Below are 19310 nucleotides of genomic sequence, written 5' to 3'. Positions count from 1 at the left end.
AACAAGCCCTCTTTGCTGCAAGAGTTGCGGGAAATCGGGCGTTCGTTCCTGGTTAACGGTCTGGTAGGGAATATGAATGAAACATGCTGTGATTTTCTGATTCAGAAGGGTTGATCATGGCTGTCTCAAATTCCTTACGGCATAGCTGTCTTGTCGCGTTAGGCCTTGTACTGGTTTCGGCCTGTGCCTCGAACACGGATCTGCCGCCAGCCCCGTCATCCATTACGGGGGGCACCTCGCAGCCAGCGGGCAAAAACCCATATGGTGAAGCCAGCCCGCACCGGAAAGTCGGTAACCCCTACAAGGTGGCTGGCATCTGGTATTACCCCGAAGTGGATGAGGATTATGACGCACAGGGCGTCGCTTCCTGGTACGGGCCGAAGTTTCATGGCCGTAAGACAGCCAATGGCGAGATTTTTGACATGAACCGGCTGACAGCGGCACATCCTACCCTGCCGCTTCCCTCTATCGTGCGTGTGACTAATCTGGAAAACGGGAAGTCGATCAACCTGAGATTGAATGACCGGGGCCCGTTTGCGCATGGGCGGGTGATAGATCTCTCCCGGGCTGCGGCTGAAGAAATCGGCTATCGCCATGATGGACTGGCGCGGGTACGCGTTGAATATCTCGGAGAGGCAAGTTTAGATGATGCCATATTGGCCCTTGGTGAGCCGGAAGCATTTCAAAACGGGCGTCTGGCGCGCGTAACCCATGCCGCGAGCAATCAGGCGAACCCGCAATATGATACCGTCAGGACACGTATTGCCACTGGGCCCGAAATTACCGTCACCAAACCGCTGGCATCTGAGTCAGACCTTGATGCTGCGCTTATCAGGGATGCAAAAGTGGCTGTGGCCCGGGCTGAGGAGATGGTTGTCGAAACGGCGATACCGGCGGAAAACCTCGCTAATGTCAGCACGATCGCCCCACCCAAAGTGACACGGCGCCCAGTTGGTGTGGATAGAGCCAGCGACAGCCTATCAGAACCCGACAGCCCGGTTGCGGGGCGTTACACCGTTCAGGTTGCAGCATTTTCAGCTCGCAGCAATGCTGACAAGGTGATTGCCCTTTTCGAGGATAGCCAGCCGGTCAGATCCCTGCGAACAGAAAAACGTGGGGGCGGCTGGTTATACAAGGTTCGCCTTGGCCCGTTCACGTCACGCGAAGAGGCTGAATCAGCCCTGGAGCGGGCAAAAAGCGAAGGCTTTGCAGACGCACGTATTGTCCGGCTCTGATGAGCGCCGTATAAGAAGGCAAGCAATCTCGTAAAGTCGGCCACATGTTTGCGCGTTCAGCGACAATCTCATTTCTGTCTCTTGTTATTACGGCACTCAGCCTGCCAGCTTTTGCGGCTGAGCGATATTTCAGTACGCAGGCGACACACGCCATCATCATTGATGATACCTCTGGCGTCATCCTTTATGAGAAGAATGCTTTCGAGAGCATACCGCCTGCTTCAATGAGTAAATTGATGACTCTGGCAGTGGTTTTTGATGCCCTCAAGGAAGGGCGCGTCACTCTTGATACGGAATTCTATGTCAGTACTGAAGCCTGGCAGCTTGGTGGCTCCAAAATGTTTGTGCTGGTGGATACAACGATACCGTTACGGGAATTGTTAAAGGGTATCATCGTTGCTTCCGGAAATGATGCCTGTCTTGTTGTCGCACAAAACCTGACGGCGCCACTGGTCGGTCGTATCGAAAATGAAAGCCAGCTTGCTGACCCGGCGGAATTTGTTTCCTTGATGAACCGGAAAGCGCGTGCACTGGGACTGGTGCAGTCCAGTTTCGCCAATCCGACCGGTTTGCCTGATCCAGGTCAGCGCATGAGCATGCGCGACCTGGCGCTGCTGGCACAGCATATTATTCATACCTATCCAGAGTATTATTCCCTGTTCCAGCTGCCGGAGTTTACCTGGTCGAACATTACCCAGCAAAACCGTAACCCGTTGATTGCCGGCTTTGACGGGGCAGAGGGGCTAAAGACAGGTCATACGGAAGAAGCAGGATATGGCGTTGTTGGTGCCGCGAGCGTTAACGGGCAACGGCGCATTGTCGTACTGGCGGGGCTACCTACAATGAACGAGCGTGCGCGCGAAGCGAACCGCATGATGGGGCTTGCGTTTTCCGAGTTTGACACGCGGACATTTTTTGCATCTGGAGATATTGTGGGGGAGGCGGAGGTCTTCATGGGCGAGAAAGCGGCCGTGCCTTTGCGGCTGAGCAACAATGTCGCTTACACAATGCATCGCCGAAAGTTGGCCGGCGCAAGAGCAACTCTTGTCTATACGGGGCCGCTGAAAGCGCCGCTTCAAGCCAATCAGCAGGTTGCATTGTTGCGCATTGATTTGCCGGGAGAGGAAGCGCAGGAATATCCTCTGTTTACTGCTGAGAGAGTTCCGGGCATCGGGTTGTTCGGCAAACTGGCACAGGGCGCGCGGGCATTGCTGACACCGCCCAGTGCGGCTGATATAGAATAGATATGCACGGTTCCTTCATTACCTTTGAGGGCGTTGAAGGCGCTGGAAAGTCCACCCAGATTGTTGTGCTTGCTGACTGGCTTCGTGATGCTGGATACACTGTTATGATGACACGTGAACCTGGCGGCGCACCACAAGCAGAGCAGATCCGGGACCTGCTGGTCAGCGGGGATACGGCTTCATGGACGGATATGGGCGAATGCCTGTTAATGAATGCAGCGCGCACAGAGCACTTGGCACGCACTATTCGTCCGGCACTCAAGGCGGGTAGTATAGTGCTATGCGATCGGTTCATGGATTCAACGCGTGCGTATCAGGGCGGTGCGGGGGGCATCGACATGACAGCCCTGCGCCAGATCGAAAGGGCTGTTGTTGGCAATACCGGCCCTGATCTGACATTCATATTCGATCTGCCGGTTGCAGCGGGGCTGGAACGGGCAAAGACGCGAGGAGGCGATGACCGTTTTGAGAAAAAGGGGCGCGCCTATCACGAGCGGGTAAGATCTGCTTTTCTCCAGATTGCCGCAGAAGAGCCGGATCGCTGCAAGGTCATTCAGGCTGATCAGACGCAGGATAAAGTCACACAGGATATTCTCGCCATTATAAAAGCATGGCTGCCGGTAAAAGGCGGGGGGCATCATGACTGATACGGAACCTGACATCATTCTGCTGCCCGAGCAGCGCCATTCATTTGTTGGCCATTTGAAGCAGGAAAGATTCCTGCGCCGCCTGCTGAACGCAAATGCCCTGAGCAATGGATGGATGATCTGTGGTCCGTCTGGCATCGGTAAGGCAACGCTGGCCTATCGTCTGGCACGGGCTGTGCTTTCCGGAGCTGAGGCATTTCAGGATGATGAGACACTTGCTGTTGATATGTCTTCGAAGATAGTACGGCTCATCAACCAGAAGGCGCACCCTGATCTTTATATTGCCGAGCGCATCTGGGATGAGAAGAAGCAGCGCTATGCCACTGAAATATCAGTAGAAACCATTCGCAACCTCATCTCTGATATGGGGCGCACCAGCGCAAACGGTAAGCGTGTTGCCATTATTGACAGTGCTGATGATCTCAACCGTAACGCAGCAAATGCGCTTTTGAAAGTGCTGGAAGAGCCGCCCAAGGGTGCGCTGGTATTACTGCTGGTCAACGCGCCCGGTCGTTTACTGCCCACGATACGCTCAAGATGCCGGGTTCTTTCATTGCAGACATTACCTGAAGAAACGGTCGCTGACTTCCTTGAAACTGATGCGCAACTGTCCTCTGGTGATGCCCGGCATATTGCTGCGATCAGTGGGGGCAGGCCCGGCTACGCCATACATCTGGCAAAAGGAGAGGGGCTTGAAGCTGCGGCGCTGGCTGATGAATTCTTATCCGTTCTTGTATCCAGCGCAGGATTCAATACCCTTGCTGACAAATTATCACCGAAGTCAGCCGATGATTTGTGGCGCAGCTTCCGCATGATCCTGTTACAGAAGATCAGCCAACAGGCGCGTCAGAATGCCGTTGGTGAAGCAGCAAATGACATTCAGGCCTTTGCTTCTACATCACCCGCCACGCTCGTGCGCATATGGGAAGAGTTGAAACTACTTGTCGAGGCGGGCGAGGCACTGAACACAGAGCGCGGACAGCTTTTGCTGACAATGGGCATCAAGAGCCGCGCAATCCTGAGAGAGGCGGCCTGATGCTGGTTGATAGTCATGTGAATCTGCATGGAGAGAAGTACGAGGATGATCTCGACGAGGTTCTGGCACGTGCACATGAAGCCGGGATAGGGGCCATGCTTGCTATCTCTGACCAGCTGAGTTCGCAACCAGCTATTCAGGCGATCAGCTCTGCGCATGAGCATATCTGGCATTCTGTTGGTGTTCATCCGCATCACGCGAAAGATTATCCCGAGCTTACAGCTGCAGAACTGATAGAGTTGGCAAGGCAATCAGAGGCAGTAGGCATTGGGGAGTGTGGCCTTGATCTTTACTATGAGTACTCGAAACTCTCTGATCAGGAGCCGGTGTTTCAGGCCCATATAGAAGCCGCACAGGAGCTGCAGCTGCCCCTGATTATCCATACGCGCAACGCTGATGATCAGATGCAGGGAATGCTTTCGGAAGCAGATCAGGTGAAGCCTCTACCCTTGCTGATGCATTGCTATACGTCCGGCATGTCCCTGGCACAGAAAGCGCTGGAGCTGGGCGCTTATATTTCCTTTTCAGGGATCCTGACTTTCAGGAAAGCCGATGATGTTCGCGCCATCGCTGACATGGTGCCGCTAGACCGGTTGCTGATCGAAACAGATTGCCCATATCTGGCGCCAGTACCACATCGGGGGCGGCGCTGCGAGCCAGCCCATGTCGTGCATGTGGCTGACAAGCTGGCCGAACTCAAAAATGTGACCCCCGAAGAAATTGCGCGTGTGACGACCGACAATTTTTTCCGTCTCTTCAGCAAAGCTGACCGTAGCAAAGCGCTGGTGACATGAAGCTGCGCGCGATCATTCTCGGCTGTGGCTCGTCCGGCGGTGTGCCGCGTCCGGGAGGGGCTGACGGGAAGGGTAATTGGGGGGCGTGTGATCCTGCCGAGCCCAAAAACAGGCGCAGGCGTTGCTCTTTGCTGGTGCAGCGGGCGCATGAAACGCACGGGTGGGCAGCACCGGAGCTTACGACTGTTCTGGTGGATACTTCTCCAGATCTGCGCGAGCAGTTGCTGATGGCGCAATGTGGTCGTCTGGACGGTGTTCTTTATACGCATGATCATGCAGATCAGTGCCACGGCATAGACGACTTGCGTGTTATTGCCCTGAACATGATGGCGCGCATACCTACCTATGTGGACAAGGCAACAACTGGCCATCTGCTGAACCGCTTTTCCTATTGCTTCGAACAGGCACCGGGCAGTTATTATCCCTCCATCCTTGAGCATCGCGAAATGCCGGTTAACGGGACCACGCAGGAAATTGATGGTCCGACAGGCCCCGTCCCATTCACACCGTTCCTGCAACATCATGGGAATGTTGATTCGCTCGGCTTTATCTTTGGCGGGCAGGGGGGCATCGCCTATTCCAGTGATGTGCATGACCTGCCTGAAGAAAGCTTTGCGTTGCTGACGGGCACCAGAATCTGGATTGTAGATGCACTGCGCTATAAGCCGCATGTCAGTCATGCGCATCTCGACAAAGCCCTGGACTGGATTGCCCGCGTGCGGCCAAAGGGTGCCATTCTGACCAACCTGCATGTGGATATGGACTATCGCAGCCTGGAGAAAACGCTGCCTGCGGGCGTTCTGCCTGCTTTTGATGGCATGACGCTGGAGTGGGAATTAGAATAACAATTCTAATTTATTGCGCTATATTACGTAATCGCCGAAAGTAAGGATTTGCGCCTATGACCGCCACCATCGAAATGCCTGATTATTGCAGGCGTCCGGGGCCGCTTTCCTTCCTGATGGAAGCACGTACACCGTTCCAGTTCTTTTCTTTCATTCACACAGCGCCCGGCCTTTTGACCGCGCCGCGCGGTGATGGCCGTCCGGTCGTACTTTTGCCGGGCTATCTCGCGCCAGAATTATCGATGGAGCCATTGGCCCAGTATCTCAAGTTTCTCGGCTATGATGTCTATCCGTGGGGCCTTGGCACCAATCGGGGCAACGTGGATGAAGATATTGAGCGTCTCGGGTCGCGGGTCGAGGATCTTGAACAGACGTTCGGCCAGCAGGTCACCCTGATTGGCTGGAGCCTTGGCGGCGTTGTCGCGCGCGAAGTAACGCGGCTTTATGCGGACTCGGTCCGTGAAGTCATTACGCTCGGCACACCTATCATTGGTGGCCCGAAATATACATCCGTAGGCGCATTCTACGCGCGGGCACGGGGCATAGATCTCGACAGATTTGAAGAGGAAGTGCACGAGCGTAACTCGATCGGTTTCACGCAGCCTGTAACATCCGTTTATTCAAAAACTGATGGTGTTGTTGGCTGGCGCGCCTCCGTCGATGTCTATAATGCGCAAGCCGATAATATCGAAGTTTCCGGGTCGCATTTTGGCCTCGGCGTGAACCCCAAGGTCTGGACTATCATTGCCAGGAAGTTGGCCGAGACGGCGGAAGAGGCGGCCTGATTGCAAGGCTGGAAAACTCTGGTATCCTCCTGATCAGGAGGTTTGAATGGATAGTCTGCTGCGCTATTTTCTCTATTTTGTACTGATATTCTGTTCTCTGGCAGCCATCATAGGTGTGCTTGAAGCCCTCGGCATATCGCCATTCTCGGTGAGCCTTGTGCCCAATCCCCTTATCGCATTTGGCGGCATCGCAATCTCACTCCTGCTATTACGCACACGGCGCTAAATAAGGCTGGAATTAAGTCCAGTTGCACTGGCCTAGGGACGGTGTGGAGTATGGACTCACTAACCATAATTGTGGTGATGTGGCGAATGCTTTGGCTCTTGAGGCTGGTGTTCCAAGGAGGCAATTGGATTTTCACGTGGCTCCAAATGTGCAAAACTTCAGGGAACGGCAGAAGGGTTTTTTCAGGTCCCGTGTTTGGGGATGTTCATACAGACCGTAGGACAAAAAAATGAGAATGAAAGTTGTGAGCCTTGTCTTGTTATTATCAGCGTGTGCGCCGGAAAGGCCTGCTGCTGTAGATCCGGACTCGGTATTTACAGGCGGGAACTGGGGCGGTAGTGGTCATTGGCAGACTTGCAAGGAAACTACCCGCATAAATGAATATGTCTGCACAGAACAAATATTTGATGGGAGTATTAACAGAGCAGGTATTTACTTTCATTTGCCAGAGAGTAGTGCTGCCAAAGATCCGGACGGTGAAAACAATTTGCCATCAGGGTTTGCGATTTACCATAAAAGCGGAAATCCATATTACATGCTTGGGTTGGTGCAGCCCAGTGGTACGAACAACGTAACGTACATGGTTCTAAGGCCTCGGGAGTGTTACGATGCAATACTTCGGAATGATCCTTCGGAAGCGAAGTTGCTTTCAGCACAGAAATACAGTGACCTCTCGCAAGTTAGTCTTGAGACATACACTTCTATGCAGCGTGAAATAAATTCCGGCGCACTGTCGCAATTGGGACTGACTCTGCAAGCCTATGAAGATTTTCGGATTAGTACGGATCCATTCGACTCTTGCGAGATTCGTTTCCAATACCCCTAAGTGAGGGGATATTTGTGTGCTCAACGAAAACACAAGCCAATATGGCGGATAAGCGAAGCATAATCTTTCAAGATCAGGAATGCTTCGTATAGAGCCTGAAGCCTGAATGGGAACTCGGAAAAACTGAAAACAACCGGGTCCTCACACAGGTATTCAGGCAACAGGCATGGCTAATCTTCTCGGATAGCAAGTGCTATTTATAAATTAATTAAATCAAAATGTTAAGGCAAAGTAGATTTGCGAAAGTCTCAGCTATTTAGAAATGCGACAGGGGACTGGTTTATGGTTCGTATATAGTAGGATCTTTCTTGGCGCTCAGCAAGATAGAACAGTCTCATCGGGGCTGGATTTTGATGGTCTTTCCGGACTAAGCTGGGCCGTTAATGGGCGAGGGATGACCGCTCATACGAGTCTCGCCCTCGACCTAGGCGCAGCGGTGAAAGAGTGCCCCTCGGCCCGGAGCGGAGGGCCGTTCTGAATAGGGCAATTCACTTGAGCTGTTTTCGGAAATTTGCTATATTCCCTTTTAAAGAAATGGAAAATATAGCGGTACTCGTGAAAATAATTTTCTACTTTTGTTTTCTGTTTTGGGTGGTAGCCCATGGTTTCTTTTTTCTCGTGGTGGAAAATACTTGGTTGTACAAAACAGAATTTGCAAATTGGAATTTGTACTTTTTAGATAGGTTTTGGTCGCCTTTTCCGACGGAGAAACATTTTTCAGCATGTTAAGTCCTTTTAGTGGCTATTATGGTTCGTTCAGTGAAGTCTCAAGCATGCAGTCTGTTCTGGTATTTTGGATCCATTATTTTCTGCACTTAATTGGAATAGCTTCAATGTTCTTCGCATGGTTTGCACCCGTTGTATTTTTACGAAAATTTTTCAAACGGGGTTTAGCTTAGAACAACATTCAATGGCATCGAGGCTTTCGTGCGCGGCGAATTGCCAGCACCAAAGAGGCGCACAATTTATATTGTCGCAAATTATTGACCGGCTAAACCTGTTACCGTCCTGGCATTACCCAAGACGTAACATGCTCTTGCCGGCGTAAATACCCGTAGAATCAAGTTCTTCCTCGATGCGCAGCAGCTGGTTGTATTTCGCCAGCCGGTCTGAGCGTGCGAGTGAACCTGTCTTGATCTGCCCGCAGTTCGTTGCAACTGCAAGATCGGCAATCGTCGTGTCTTCGGTTTCGCCTGAGCGATGAGACATCACGGATGTATAGCCAGCACGGTGGGCTGTATCGACGGCGTTCAGGGTTTCCGTCAGTGTGCCAATCTGGTTGACCTTGACGAGGATCGAGTTGCCACAGCCTTTGCTGATGCCTTCAAGAAGCCGTTCTTCATTGGTGACGAAAAGATCATCACCGACGATCTGGCATTTGCCGCCGATCAATTCCGTCAGGCTGTGCCAGCCATCCCAATCATCTTCTGCCATGCCATCTTCAATCGACACGACGGGATACCGGTTCACAAGGTCAGCGAGATAGGCAGCCATCTCATCCGACCCGAGCATTTTGTTCTCGCCAGCAAGATTATACTTGCCGTCTTGATAAAACTCAGTAGCCGCTGCATCCAGAGCGATGAAAATGTCATCACCCGCACTATAGCCAGCTTTATCAATCGCTTTCATGATAAATGCCAGCGCTTCATCTGTAGACCCGATGCCTGGTGCGAACCCACCTTCATCTCCCACATTTGTGTTGTGTCCGGCAGCTGACAGTTCTTTTTTCAGTGTATGAAATATCTCTGCACCTGCGCGCAAAGCGTCAGAAAAACTGCCGACACCCAGCGGCATGATCATGAATTCCTGAATGTCGATGGGATTATCCGCATGGGCACCACCATTGATGATATTCATCATTGGCGCTGGCAAGACGCGTGCAGACGTGCCGCCCACATAGCGATAAAGCGGCAGGGCCATAGCGTCAGCAGCGGCTTTTGCCACAGCGAGCGACACGCCCAACAGCGCATTGGCGCCCAGGCGTGACTTGTTGGCTGTACCGTCGAGGTCGATGATCGTCTCATCAATCAGCACCTGTTCTTCTGCGTCCAGGCCAACAAGTGCTTCCATAATCTCGCCATTGACGGCATCAACCGCCGCGAGAACACCCTTCCCGCCATACCGATGATTGTCGCCGTCACGCAGCTCATGTGCCTCGTGTGCGCCCGTTGATGCACCTGACGGGACACCAGCTCTGCCGCGCGAGCCATCTTCAAGAAGGACGTCCACTTCAACTGTCGGATTGCCGCGGCTGTCGAGAATCTCGCGGCCTGCCACATCTATAATCGCCGTCATATCGCGCTCCATGAAAACAAGAAATCTGACGCCCTTCTAGGCCCTAGCCGAAGCTGTTCGCAAGATGCAAAACGCCGCCCCTGTGGGCGGCGTTGCAACAACTGAAATATGCCGGCATCGTCGATTTAGTCGCGCTCAATTTCCTTGATCGGTTTACGCTGGCCTGATGGCTTGGGCGTGGCCGGTTTTGGCGTTGAGGGCTTAACCGGCGGCGCAGGTTTGGGCGTTTTCGGTGGCAGGGCCGGTTTACCCGTGTTGGGCTTCCCGGTCGGGCGTGATGGTGCTGCAGAAGGCCTTGTGCCACCAGAGCCAGGCAATGGCTTCTGACGCTGTACATTGGGCTTGCCGTCGCTCCGGCGCGTCTCCGTCAGCGGATACTCGCTGGAATTATCCGAAGGGCGGCCATTATCATTGTTGGAATATCCCCCACGCGAGTAGCCGCCATATCCGTATCGGCCATAACCATAGGGATATCCATGCGGTCCGTACTGATAGCCTCTGCCGGGATACCATGCGCCATAGCGGCCATAAAAGCTGCTGCGGCTCGCATAATAAGCAGACTCACTGGCCGCCAGTGCGCTGATATCGGCGAAGCATCTGTCGGCTTCTACAGCGCAATCACGCTGGCACTGGTCTCGTCCTTGAGACAGGGAATAACCACTGCACTGGCTGAAGCAGACATTCGCCCGCGCGTCACAGGCGTCGTAAAGTCTGGAATATCGGTCTTCAGTGGTCACGCAGGCAGAAATCCCTAGAGCCAGTCCCGCCAGCAGAAGCACTTTCAGGCCTGATTTCACAAATGTACTGTTTTGAAGAAGAATCTTGTCAGCCATTATTCATCCTTTTTTCTGACGCCACCCGGCTCGGTTAACTTTAACCGGCAGAAAACCGTTAACAACGAAGATTATTGGGGAAGGTGCCAGCAGGAAATGGCCAAAACAAGGCAAGGCCGAAACCCTCTATCGGTTTCGACCTGAACATTATTCACACAATGAAGTGTCAGCCTGACAGACTAGTCGCGCGGCTCTGTAACCTGCCGACCGTTATACTCACCAGACTTGAGGTCTATGTGATGATTGCGGCGAAGATTGCCTGATTTTTTGTCCTCAATATACGCTGCTGGGGACAGTTTATCGTGCGAACGTCGCATACCACGCTTGGAGCGGGTGATCTTACTCTTAGGGACAGCCATGAGTGCCTCGTCGAATTCTGTTGATAATCATACAACCTGATTTGAACGGCAGCACATACCCATTCAGTGTCTGCTTGGCAAGGAAATAAAATGGTTAGCGGGCAATCCTGCTTGGTTAATCGCAACCTTTATAATTGCAACATTTCGCTTCAACGGGCTTCAACCCGTGGCTGTTACATCTGTCGGTGTAACGGAGTTGTGTATGTCGTTAAGTAAAGCGTTCGCCGCAGGATGCGCGATAGGTTTCAGTCTGTGTGTTTCCTTCTCAGGGCAGGCCATTGCCCAGTCACCAGAACAGTCTGTTAGCCCCTTCTCGCAGGTCGGTACAATCTGGTCACGGCTGGCCCCCGAGCAGAGAAAAATGGTCGACCTGCTGGCAGAAGATTTTTTTCAGAATGAGCTGTCTGATGTGCAGCAAAACCGCATCGTCACGAATCAGGGGCGCAAATATCGAGATGGTGAAGCACCAACCCGAGATCAGATAAGGGCGTCAAGACGTGCGGAGTGGCAGGCAAAGAGTCAGGCTGAAAAGGCACGTGCACGCCTTTCCAGTGGTGGCGCATACAATCTGCTGACAGCAGAGCAGAAGGCCCCTTTCCGGCTTTACGCAATCGATCAGCTGGATCTGAAACCCGCGCTGCATGTTGACCGAACATCAAGAGACAGCGCCGTTTAGGCAGCCGTCGTCAAACCAGCCTGCTCCGCACCAAAGCAGCATTGATGAATGATGCAAAAAGCGGGTGCGGGTCGAACGGGCGCGATTTGAGTTCCGGGTGATACTGAACACCGACAAACCAGGGATGATTTTTGTTCTCCATGATCTCCGGCAGCTTGCTGTCCGGAGACACGCCCGAGAAATTGATGCCCTGCGACGCCAGTTCCTCTGCCAGCGACATATCGACTTCATACCGATGGCGATGGCGTTCGCTGATCTGCGATTCTCCGTAAATTTCGTGGACGAGGCTCCCCTCCTCCAGCTTTGCCGGATAAGCCCCGAGACGCATCGTACCACCAAGATCGCTCTCCTGATGGCGGGTCTCGCGCATACCGTCCTTCTGCCATTCTGTCATCAGACCAACGACAGGGCGGCCACCTTGTTCAAACTCACTAGAGCGGGCATTATCAATGCCTAACAGGTTTCGTGCCGCCTCAATAATGGCCATCTGCATCCCATAGCAGATACCAAAATATGGAATGTCGTGTTCACGTGCGAATTGCGCCGCCCTGATCTTTCCCTCAGTGCCGCGCTCGCCAAATCCACCGGGCACAAGAATGCCATGGACATTTTCCAGCCGGGCCAGCGCGTTTTCCTCTTTTTCGAATACGGCCGAGTCAATCCAGTCAAGGCGTACACGCACATTGTTCGCGATGCCACCATGGATAAGCGCTTCGATCAGCGATTTATAGGCATCTTTCAGAACAGTATATTTGCCGACAATCGCAATAGCGACTTCGCCATCCGGCGAGGTTATGCGCCGCACGATTTCCTGCCAGCTTGTCAGGTCAGGCGGCGGCGCATCGTTGATGCCGAACAATTCCAGCACTTCACGATCGAACCCTTCCCCATGATAGGCCAGCGGTACTTCATAGATAGTGCGGCAATCCATCGCCTGAATAACGGATGTCTGACGAACATTACAGAACAGGGCAATCTTGCGCTTTTCACTTTCCGGCACTGGACGGTCAGCACGCACCAGCAGTATATCCGGCTGAATACCGATGGAGCGCAATTCCTTTACCGAGTGCTGTGTCGGCTTTGTTTTCATCTCTCCGGCTGACGGAATATATGGCATCAGCGTGAGGTGCACGAATAATGCATCGCCGGGGGGCAGCTCATTCTTGAGTTGGCGAATGGCCTCAAAGAACGGAAGGCCTTCAATATCCCCTACTGTGCCGCCTATTTCACACAGCACGAAATCCGCGCCGCCATGATCGTGCAGGACAAATTCCTTTATCGCATCGGTTACATGCGGGATGACCTGAACGGTTGCGCCGAGATAGTCGCCGCGTCGCTCCCGCTCGATAATCTGTGAGTAGAGCTGACCGGTTGTGATGTTGTCCGTTTTGCAGGCAGAAACACCTGTAAAGCGTTCATAATGGCCAAGGTCCAGATCAGTCTCAGCGCCATCATCTGTCACGAACACTTCGCCGTGCTGATAAGGGCTCATGGTCCCCGGGTCCACATTCAGATAAGGGTCGAGCTTCCGTAAACGTACTTTATAGCCTCGAGCCTGTAACAGGGCTCCAAGAGCTGCAGCAGCGACGCCTTTTCCAAGAGAAGAAACCACGCCGCCAGTAATGAAAATATATCGCGCCATGAAAGTCCGTCTTAGGCCGGATTCTGCCAGCAAGGAAGGTGGTTTCTTGGTTCAGGCAAAAAATTATTGTGGATCAGAACTGTCGTCGTCGGATTCACCCTCAGGTGCAGGCGATGATCTATCAGCCCCCTCACTGTCTGTCGCATCAGGTGTCACAGGCAGACTGAGCAGATCATCAGAGACGGCTTCATTGGTCGCATCAGTTTCAACGCCGAAACCTTCCAGAAGGTCACCCGCAGTGATGTTGCCATCGTCAGGTGCGAGAAGCGAATTGTCGTCACCGGTCAGTTCACGCGCAATCTCGGCCTGGTCCACACCTTTTGGCGCATAAATGCCAAGGCCCAGAGAATTGAGCATGAAAATGGCGCCCAGAATGGAGGTCGCGCGCGTCAGCGTGTTGGCTGCTCCGCGACCACTCATCAATCCGCCGCCGCTGCCACCGCCGATACCAAGTGCGCCACCATCGGATTTTTGCAGCAGGACAAGCGCGATCAGCGCGATGACTATAAATACCTGTAAAACAAGGAAAATCGTAAACATTGAAAATCTCTATTAGCGGCTCTGTCGGCCCCAAGAGGACTGCATATAGTCAAACACAACCTGCTTGCCAAGCCTCTGTTCGCTATGCATCGGCAGAGATTGCTTTTTCAAGTTCGGCCAGCTCCTCGCGAATTTCTTTCCGGCAGAAATGATGCAGGGGATGTCCAACACCAGAGACATATCTGAGGGTCGCGCCAGGAACCTTGTTCCTCAACGACATCCCGTGAATGGTGGACAGAACAACCGCATCATGCGTCCCGGCGAGCATCCTTAAAGGAAGCGACAGGGTTTCATATTGCGCCTCCATACGGGCAATCTGCGGATAAAGCCTGATGAGTGTTTCCGCATTTGCTTTGAATGTCCGAGGTCGAAAAACCAGCGGAATTTGCGCTTTTTCGGTGTAATTTTCAGGCATTGTGTTTGGCCAGAAAGCATCTCTGGTAACCTTGCTGGCATTCAAGCGGCTGTAAAAAGGCATGACCGCATATCGGAAAAAATGACCCAGAATTGGCATCACGGCGCAATGGTTATACCAATCTACACCGCCGGGCCATCTGTGGCTGACCGGGGCCAGCAACAAGAGACCCGAGAGCCGTGAGCGATGATTGAACGCCATGGAAAGCGCGATCGCCGTTCCAAGACTTTGGGCAATGACAACAGCTTTCTCTATGCCAAGCTGTTGAAGCAGACCATCGAGCAACTGTGCCTGAAACGCCAGATCGCTCACCTCCTGGCTGTAATCAGAAAAGCCGCATCCCGGACGATCGACAAGTATCAAGCGGTGCGTTTGTGCCAGGTCTCCCAGAGCAAGCTTCATATCCATGAGACTTGAACTGGCCCCATGAATAAGCAGCAAGGGATCTCCCTCAGCCTCGGAATTCAGGTCGAGATAATGCAATCTTATCCCGTCAACGGTCAGGAACTTGCCGGTTGGGTGATAACGGCGCTGTACATCATTGACATAAGCAAAGCCATGTATGAGCAGTCCTGCGAAGATCAGGATCAGAAAAAGCGCAATGATCATATGAGCTTAAGGCCTGCGTGTATTCTGCATCAAACGGCCTGAATGATCCCGTAGAAATCATCTGCTTTCAGGCTTGCGCCGCCAACCAACGCGCCGTTCACATTCTCGATGGCCAGAATTTCTGCTGCATTGGCGGGTTTGACAGAGCCCCCGTATAGAAGCCGCGTGTCAGGCGTCGTTTTTTCCCGGACAAGCGCATGGATTTCACGGATGTCATCAAGGCTTGGCACCAGCCCCGTACCGATCGCCCATACTGGCTCATAGGCAACGACATAATTTGTGTCTTCCGGGAGTGAGCCTGAAAGCTGGGCAGACACAACCGCGGCAGCATTACCCAGTTCCCGTTCTTCTCTGGTTTCACCGACACAAATGATGGGTGTCAGGGCTGCGTCTTGTGCAGCCTCTGCCTTCTGCTTTACCAGTGCGGTGGTTTCGCCATGATCTGCACGGCGTTCAGAATGGCCAACGATGATAAACATTGCCCCCGCCTCCTTGAGCATTTCAGCACTTACATCCCCTGTATGCGCGCCTGACACAGCGGTATGACAATCCTGCGCGCCGCACATGATGGTAGTGCCGTTTGCCTCTTTGGCAAGGTCGCTGATTAACGTGAAGGGAGGACAGATCAGGACGTCAGCGTTGGCTGTGTTGGCCGCCAGAAGCTCTTTCAGCCTGGTCACTTCGCCAAGAGAAGACTTGAGGCCGTTCATTTTCCAGTTTCCGGCTATCAGGTGGCGCATATTGGTCTCCCGTTTCTTTTATTTTTTTTTCGTGAAAGCGTTCTGCTGAAAGCGCCAAGGAAACACAAGTCCCTTGCCAAGATCAGCCACGATGCCGTATCGCTCAAAGCCGAGTTATAGACAATCTGGAGTTTCTCATGCTGACGCAGTTTCGCGGCGCTCTTAAAGGTGTAGTGGCATGGTTTATCATTGCCCTGCTGGTTCTGGCTTTCGGTCTCTTCGGGATTCCGGACCTGCGTAATTTTGCGCAAAGCCCTGCCTTGGAAGTTGGTGATACCAATTTCAGTACCGTTGACATCCAGCGGGAATTTGACCGCCAGTTGGATATCCGCAGACAGTCAGGACAACCGCTGACAAGAGAAGAAGCGATCAATGCTGGTCTGGTGACTGAAGTGCTGGACACCATGAAGGCGCGCGCTGCCGTGAACGAAGAAGCCCGTAACCTCAAACTGACATCAAGTAACGAAATGGTGGCTGAATTTCTTCAGTCCCTCGAAGGGTTGAGAAATCCGGCAACAGGACAGTTCGACCAGGTCGTGCTGCAAAATCTGTTGCAGCGGAATAATGTCTCTATCACCGAGTTCAGGGAAGATGTACGTACTGACTTGATCCGTGGGCAGCTTTTTGATTCGATTGCGTCACCAATGCAGGCGCCTGCAGGATTTGTTGAAGCCAGTCTTCTGCGTATTGCTGAGTCCCGTTCATTAGAATACCTGACACTGAACCCTGAAAACACACCCTTCTCTGCTGACCCTTCCGAGGAAGAGCTGAGAGCCTATTATCAGGCCAACACTGTCAAATATACGGAGCCTGAATATCGGGTTTTTGAACTGGTATTACTGACAAGGGAAAACTTTCAGGGTGACCTGACGGTATCCGAAGAAGATATTCGTAAACTCTTTGAGTTGCGAAAGGCGCGGCTTGATGTGCCGGAGACACGCACCATCGTCCAGATTCCTTATGCTAGCGAAAGCGAAGCGCTTGCCGCGATTGCTCGTCTCCAAACGGGTGCTGATGTCAGTGAACTCGCGCAGGAGCAATCTTTCACACTCGACTCTGTAACTTACACTGACGTTACTGAGGGTGACCTCGCTGATGCGGCCGTCGCGTCGGCTGTATTTGAGGCCGAGCAGAATGATATTATTGGCCCGATCTCGGATTTGTTCGGCAATCATATTGTGGCCAGGGTCATCTCGATCACAGAAGGACAGGAAAGTACATTTGAAGAGCAGCGTGAGGTCCTTGTTTCTGAACTGCTGGGGGAAGAAACAACGCGCTCCTTGCTTGATGCAATAGAGATTATTGAAACAGCAAGAGATGAAGGCGCCGTGCTGGCAGATGCCATGGCTGAGGTTCCAGATGCGTCTGTACAGACTTTCGGTCCTGTAGACCGTAATCTCCTGACGTCGGAAGGAGCTATTTTGAACGATCTGCCTGTCGAAGCGCTGGCGGAGGCTTTTGCCCTTCGTGAAGGGGAAGAGTCCGAAATCCTGCCACTGGATGATGATAACGGATATTTCGCCGTCACCCTTCAGGAAGTCGTCCCCCCTGCCCTGCAATCATTTGAAACCGTTCAGGAAGATGTGCGACGAGGCTGGCGCGCTGAAAAACAGGCTGCATTGATCGACAGTAAACAGAGTGATATCGTGGCGCGTCTTGGCGCTGGCGAAACACTGACGACAATCGCCGATGCAGAAGGTCTTGAGATCAATACGCTAACCGTTGGATTGCAGGATGCCGCAGCGATTTTTCCGCCATCCTTTATAGATGAACTTTTCAGGGCCGACTTGAGCGAAGCTGTTACCGGTGATAGCGCTGATGGACAATCAGCGTATGTTGCCAATGTCGTCGATGCCAGTTTCCCTCCACTGGCCCAGGCGGAATTCCTGTCACAGATTTATCAGGCTAACGCAGGTCAGGTTCTCACGCAGGAACTATCTGAGGCTTATGTCCGGGCGTTGCAGGATGATATCGGCATCAAACAGAATGATACCAGAATAGCACAGGTCTTTAATTCAGGTCAGGAGTAATGACTGGACAGGACGGTTTCAAAACGCCCCTGCCTGCGCAAGACGTTTTTGCGGAGACTTTTGATAGCGGCAAACCACAAGTGGTATGGCGCAAACTCGTCAATGACACCGACACACCCGTTTCTGCCTATCTCAAAATTGCCGGCAACCGGAAGAATGCCTTTCTGCTTGAATCTGTAGAGGGCGGTGAAGCTTTAGGGCGTTACTCTATCATTGGCCTGCAGCCGGACCTTGTCTGGCAGTTTCGTGACGGCGCCGTCAAACGTGTGCGATATGATGCCGATAATCAGGCCGTATCCGAGCAGGAGGATCGCCCGTTCCTGTCAAGCCTGAAAGCATTACTGGCGGAATCGCAAATTGATCTGCCTCCGGAGATCGCGCACCAACTCCCCCCGATGTTTGCAGGTGTGTTTGGCTATTTTGGCTATGATGTTGTCAATCAACTGGAAAAGTTACCAGACAATGCAGACAACAATCTCGATCTTGATGATGCCCTTTTCATCCGCCCCACGATAATTGCCGTTTTTGATGTAGTACTGCGTGAAGTTACACTGATCACACCAGTGCGCCCGTCAGCTGGCCAGAAATCTGATGATGCGTATGCGGATGCCTGTGACAGGCTGGAGACTACCGTCGCTGCGCTGACAAACGGCTCATTGCCCGTGAGCAACCCGAGTCCGGCAGGGGTGAAACCGGTTTTCACCTCCAATCTCACGGAAGCCGAATTCTACGAGATGGTTGAGCGGAGCAAGAGTTACATCCGCGCAGGGGATATTTTTCAGGTTGTATTGAGCCAGCGCTATTCTGCCTCTTTTGAGGCTGATCCGTTCACATTGTATCGGGCGTTAAGGCGTCACAATCCCTCACCCTTCCTGTTTTATCTCAATTTCGATAACTGTACGCTGGTCGGCTCAAGCCCTGAAATTCTCGTGCGCGTACGCGATAACAAAGTACATATAAGGCCCATTGCGGGCACGCACTCCAGAGGTGATCAGCCAGAGGAAGATCAGCGTTACGAAACAGAATTACTCGCTGATCCAAAAGAGCTTGCCGAGCATCTCATGCTGCTTGATCTGGGGCGAAACGATGTTGGACGCGCTGCAAAACTTGGCAGTGTTGAAGTGACGGAGAAGTTCGGCATCGAGCGATATAGTCACGTGATGCATATTGTCTCCCATGTGACTGGAGAACTTGCAGCAGACATGCATGAAGTTGACGCCCTGATGGCAGGATTTCCTGCCGGCACGGTTTCAGGTGCGCCGAAGATACGTGCCATGGAAATTATTGCTGAATTGGAGAAAGATCGTCGTGGTCCTTACGCCGGTTGCATTGGTTACTTTTCAGCCGAAGGCAATCTGGATACCTGCATTGCCTTGCGCACGGCCGTCATAAAAGACGGCACGATGCATGTTCAGGCCGGCGCAGGCATTGTCGCTGATTCAGATCCCGCAGCAGAAAATGAAGAGTGCAGAAACAAAGCGGGTGCCTTGATGAAAGCGGCCCTCACAGCCACGGGTCACTAAACAGGCTCGC

19 protein-coding genes are annotated in these 19310 nt (G+C 52.7%); 12 read left to right on the top strand and 7 right to left on the bottom strand.

The features are described from left to right. Positions 1–116 precede the first annotated feature (116 nt). The 9 genes from RAL90_RS07450 to RAL90_RS07410 all read left to right on the top strand — a co-directional run bounded on the left by RAL90_RS07450 (position 117) and on the right by RAL90_RS07410 (position 7638). Complete coding sequence (locus RAL90_RS07450; RefSeq protein WP_306253884.1) at positions 117–1235, top strand: septal ring lytic transglycosylase RlpA family protein; 1119 nt, start codon at positions 117–119, stop codon at positions 1233–1235. Between the two features lie 44 nt (positions 1236–1279). Further along, on the top strand, positions 1280–2479 hold the full coding sequence (locus RAL90_RS07445; RefSeq protein ID WP_306253883.1) for a D-alanyl-D-alanine carboxypeptidase family protein: 1200 nt from the start codon (positions 1280–1282) through the stop codon (positions 2477–2479). A 2-nt stretch (positions 2480–2481) separates the two neighbouring features. Next, positions 2482–3126, top strand: a complete 645-nt coding sequence (gene tmk, locus RAL90_RS07440) for a dTMP kinase (protein WP_306253882.1) — start codon at positions 2482–2484, stop codon at positions 3124–3126. After that, entirely contained in the window at positions 3119–4162 is a 1044-nt protein-coding gene (locus RAL90_RS07435) for a DNA polymerase III subunit delta' (protein ID WP_306253881.1), read from the top strand. Before tmk ends, RAL90_RS07435 begins: the two co-directional genes overlap by 8 nt. Beyond that, positions 4162–4956: a TatD family hydrolase gene (locus tag RAL90_RS07430; RefSeq protein WP_306253880.1), complete on the top strand. Its 795-nt coding sequence runs from the start codon at positions 4162–4164 to the stop codon at positions 4954–4956. The genes RAL90_RS07435 and RAL90_RS07430 overlap by 1 nt, the downstream gene beginning before the upstream one ends. Then, the gene (locus RAL90_RS07425) at positions 4953–5801 is read left to right on the top strand and encodes an MBL fold metallo-hydrolase (protein WP_306253879.1); all 849 of its coding nucleotides are present in this window, start codon (positions 4953–4955) and stop codon (positions 5799–5801) included. The genes RAL90_RS07430 and RAL90_RS07425 overlap by 4 nt, the downstream gene beginning before the upstream one ends. 56 nt (positions 5802–5857) lie before the next feature. Beyond that, entirely contained in the window at positions 5858–6586 is a 729-nt protein-coding gene (locus tag RAL90_RS07420) for a triacylglycerol lipase (RefSeq protein ID WP_306253878.1), read from the top strand. A gap of 46 nt (positions 6587–6632) precedes the next feature. Next, entirely contained in the window at positions 6633–6812 is a 180-nt protein-coding gene (locus RAL90_RS07415) for a hypothetical protein (protein WP_306253877.1), read from the top strand. Between the two features lie 229 nt (positions 6813–7041). Then, positions 7042–7638 (top strand): hypothetical protein, encoded by a 597-nt coding sequence (locus tag RAL90_RS07410; protein WP_306253876.1) that lies wholly within the window; start codon positions 7042–7044, stop codon positions 7636–7638. A 1014-nt stretch (positions 7639–8652) separates the two neighbouring features. Here the strand turns inward: RAL90_RS07410 and eno are convergent. The 3 genes from eno to rpmF all read right to left on the bottom strand — a co-directional run bounded on the left by eno (position 8653) and on the right by rpmF (position 11125). Beyond that, a complete protein-coding gene (gene eno, locus RAL90_RS07405; RefSeq protein ID WP_306253875.1) occupies positions 8653–9933 on the bottom strand; it encodes a phosphopyruvate hydratase in 1281 nt (426 codons plus the stop codon). Positions 9934–10058: 125 nt separating this feature from the next. Further along, positions 10059–10766: a hypothetical protein gene (locus RAL90_RS07400; protein ID WP_306253874.1), complete on the bottom strand. Its 708-nt coding sequence runs from the start codon at positions 10764–10766 to the stop codon at positions 10059–10061. Positions 10767–10945: 179 nt separating this feature from the next. Continuing rightward, positions 10946–11125 (bottom strand): 50S ribosomal protein L32, encoded by a 180-nt coding sequence (rpmF, locus tag RAL90_RS07395; protein WP_306253873.1) that lies wholly within the window; start codon positions 11123–11125, stop codon positions 10946–10948. Between the two features lie 202 nt (positions 11126–11327). Here rpmF and RAL90_RS07390 point away from each other — a divergent pair, with 202 nt between their 5' ends. Next, complete coding sequence (locus RAL90_RS07390) at positions 11328–11801, top strand: hypothetical protein (RefSeq protein WP_306253872.1); 474 nt, start codon at positions 11328–11330, stop codon at positions 11799–11801. 10 nt (positions 11802–11811) lie between these two features. On the opposite strand, the gene RAL90_RS07385 is transcribed toward RAL90_RS07390, so the two are convergent. From RAL90_RS07385 to tpiA, 4 genes are all read right to left on the bottom strand, one after another. Then, the gene (locus tag RAL90_RS07385; RefSeq protein WP_306253871.1) at positions 11812–13443 is read right to left on the bottom strand and encodes a CTP synthase; all 1632 of its coding nucleotides are present in this window, start codon (positions 13441–13443) and stop codon (positions 11812–11814) included. 63 nt (positions 13444–13506) lie between these two features. After that, the gene (secG, locus tag RAL90_RS07380; protein ID WP_306253870.1) at positions 13507–13983 is read right to left on the bottom strand and encodes a preprotein translocase subunit SecG; all 477 of its coding nucleotides are present in this window, start codon (positions 13981–13983) and stop codon (positions 13507–13509) included. Positions 13984–14065: 82 nt separating this feature from the next. Next, positions 14066–15007, bottom strand: a complete 942-nt coding sequence (locus tag RAL90_RS07375; protein ID WP_306253869.1) for an alpha/beta fold hydrolase — start codon at positions 15005–15007, stop codon at positions 14066–14068. A gap of 29 nt (positions 15008–15036) precedes the next feature. Further along, entirely contained in the window at positions 15037–15747 is a 711-nt protein-coding gene (tpiA, locus tag RAL90_RS07370; RefSeq protein WP_306253868.1) for a triose-phosphate isomerase, read from the bottom strand. A gap of 137 nt (positions 15748–15884) precedes the next feature. Here tpiA and RAL90_RS07365 point away from each other — a divergent pair, with 137 nt between their 5' ends. Both RAL90_RS07365 and trpE read left to right on the top strand, forming a co-directional pair. Then, positions 15885–17777 (top strand): SurA N-terminal domain-containing protein, encoded by a 1893-nt coding sequence (locus RAL90_RS07365; protein WP_306253867.1) that lies wholly within the window; start codon positions 15885–15887, stop codon positions 17775–17777. After that, on the top strand, positions 17777–19300 hold the full coding sequence (gene trpE, locus RAL90_RS07360; protein ID WP_306253866.1) for an anthranilate synthase component I: 1524 nt from the start codon (positions 17777–17779) through the stop codon (positions 19298–19300). Before RAL90_RS07365 ends, trpE begins: the two co-directional genes overlap by 1 nt. Positions 19301–19310: the final 10 nt, after the last annotated feature.

Source organism: Parvularcula sp. IMCC14364 (assembly GCF_030758415.1).
Classification (GTDB): Bacteria; Pseudomonadota; Alphaproteobacteria; order Caulobacterales; family Parvularculaceae; genus Aquisalinus.
Note: the sequence above shows the minus strand (reverse complement) of the source record. Positions and strands in the feature narration are given on the sequence as shown.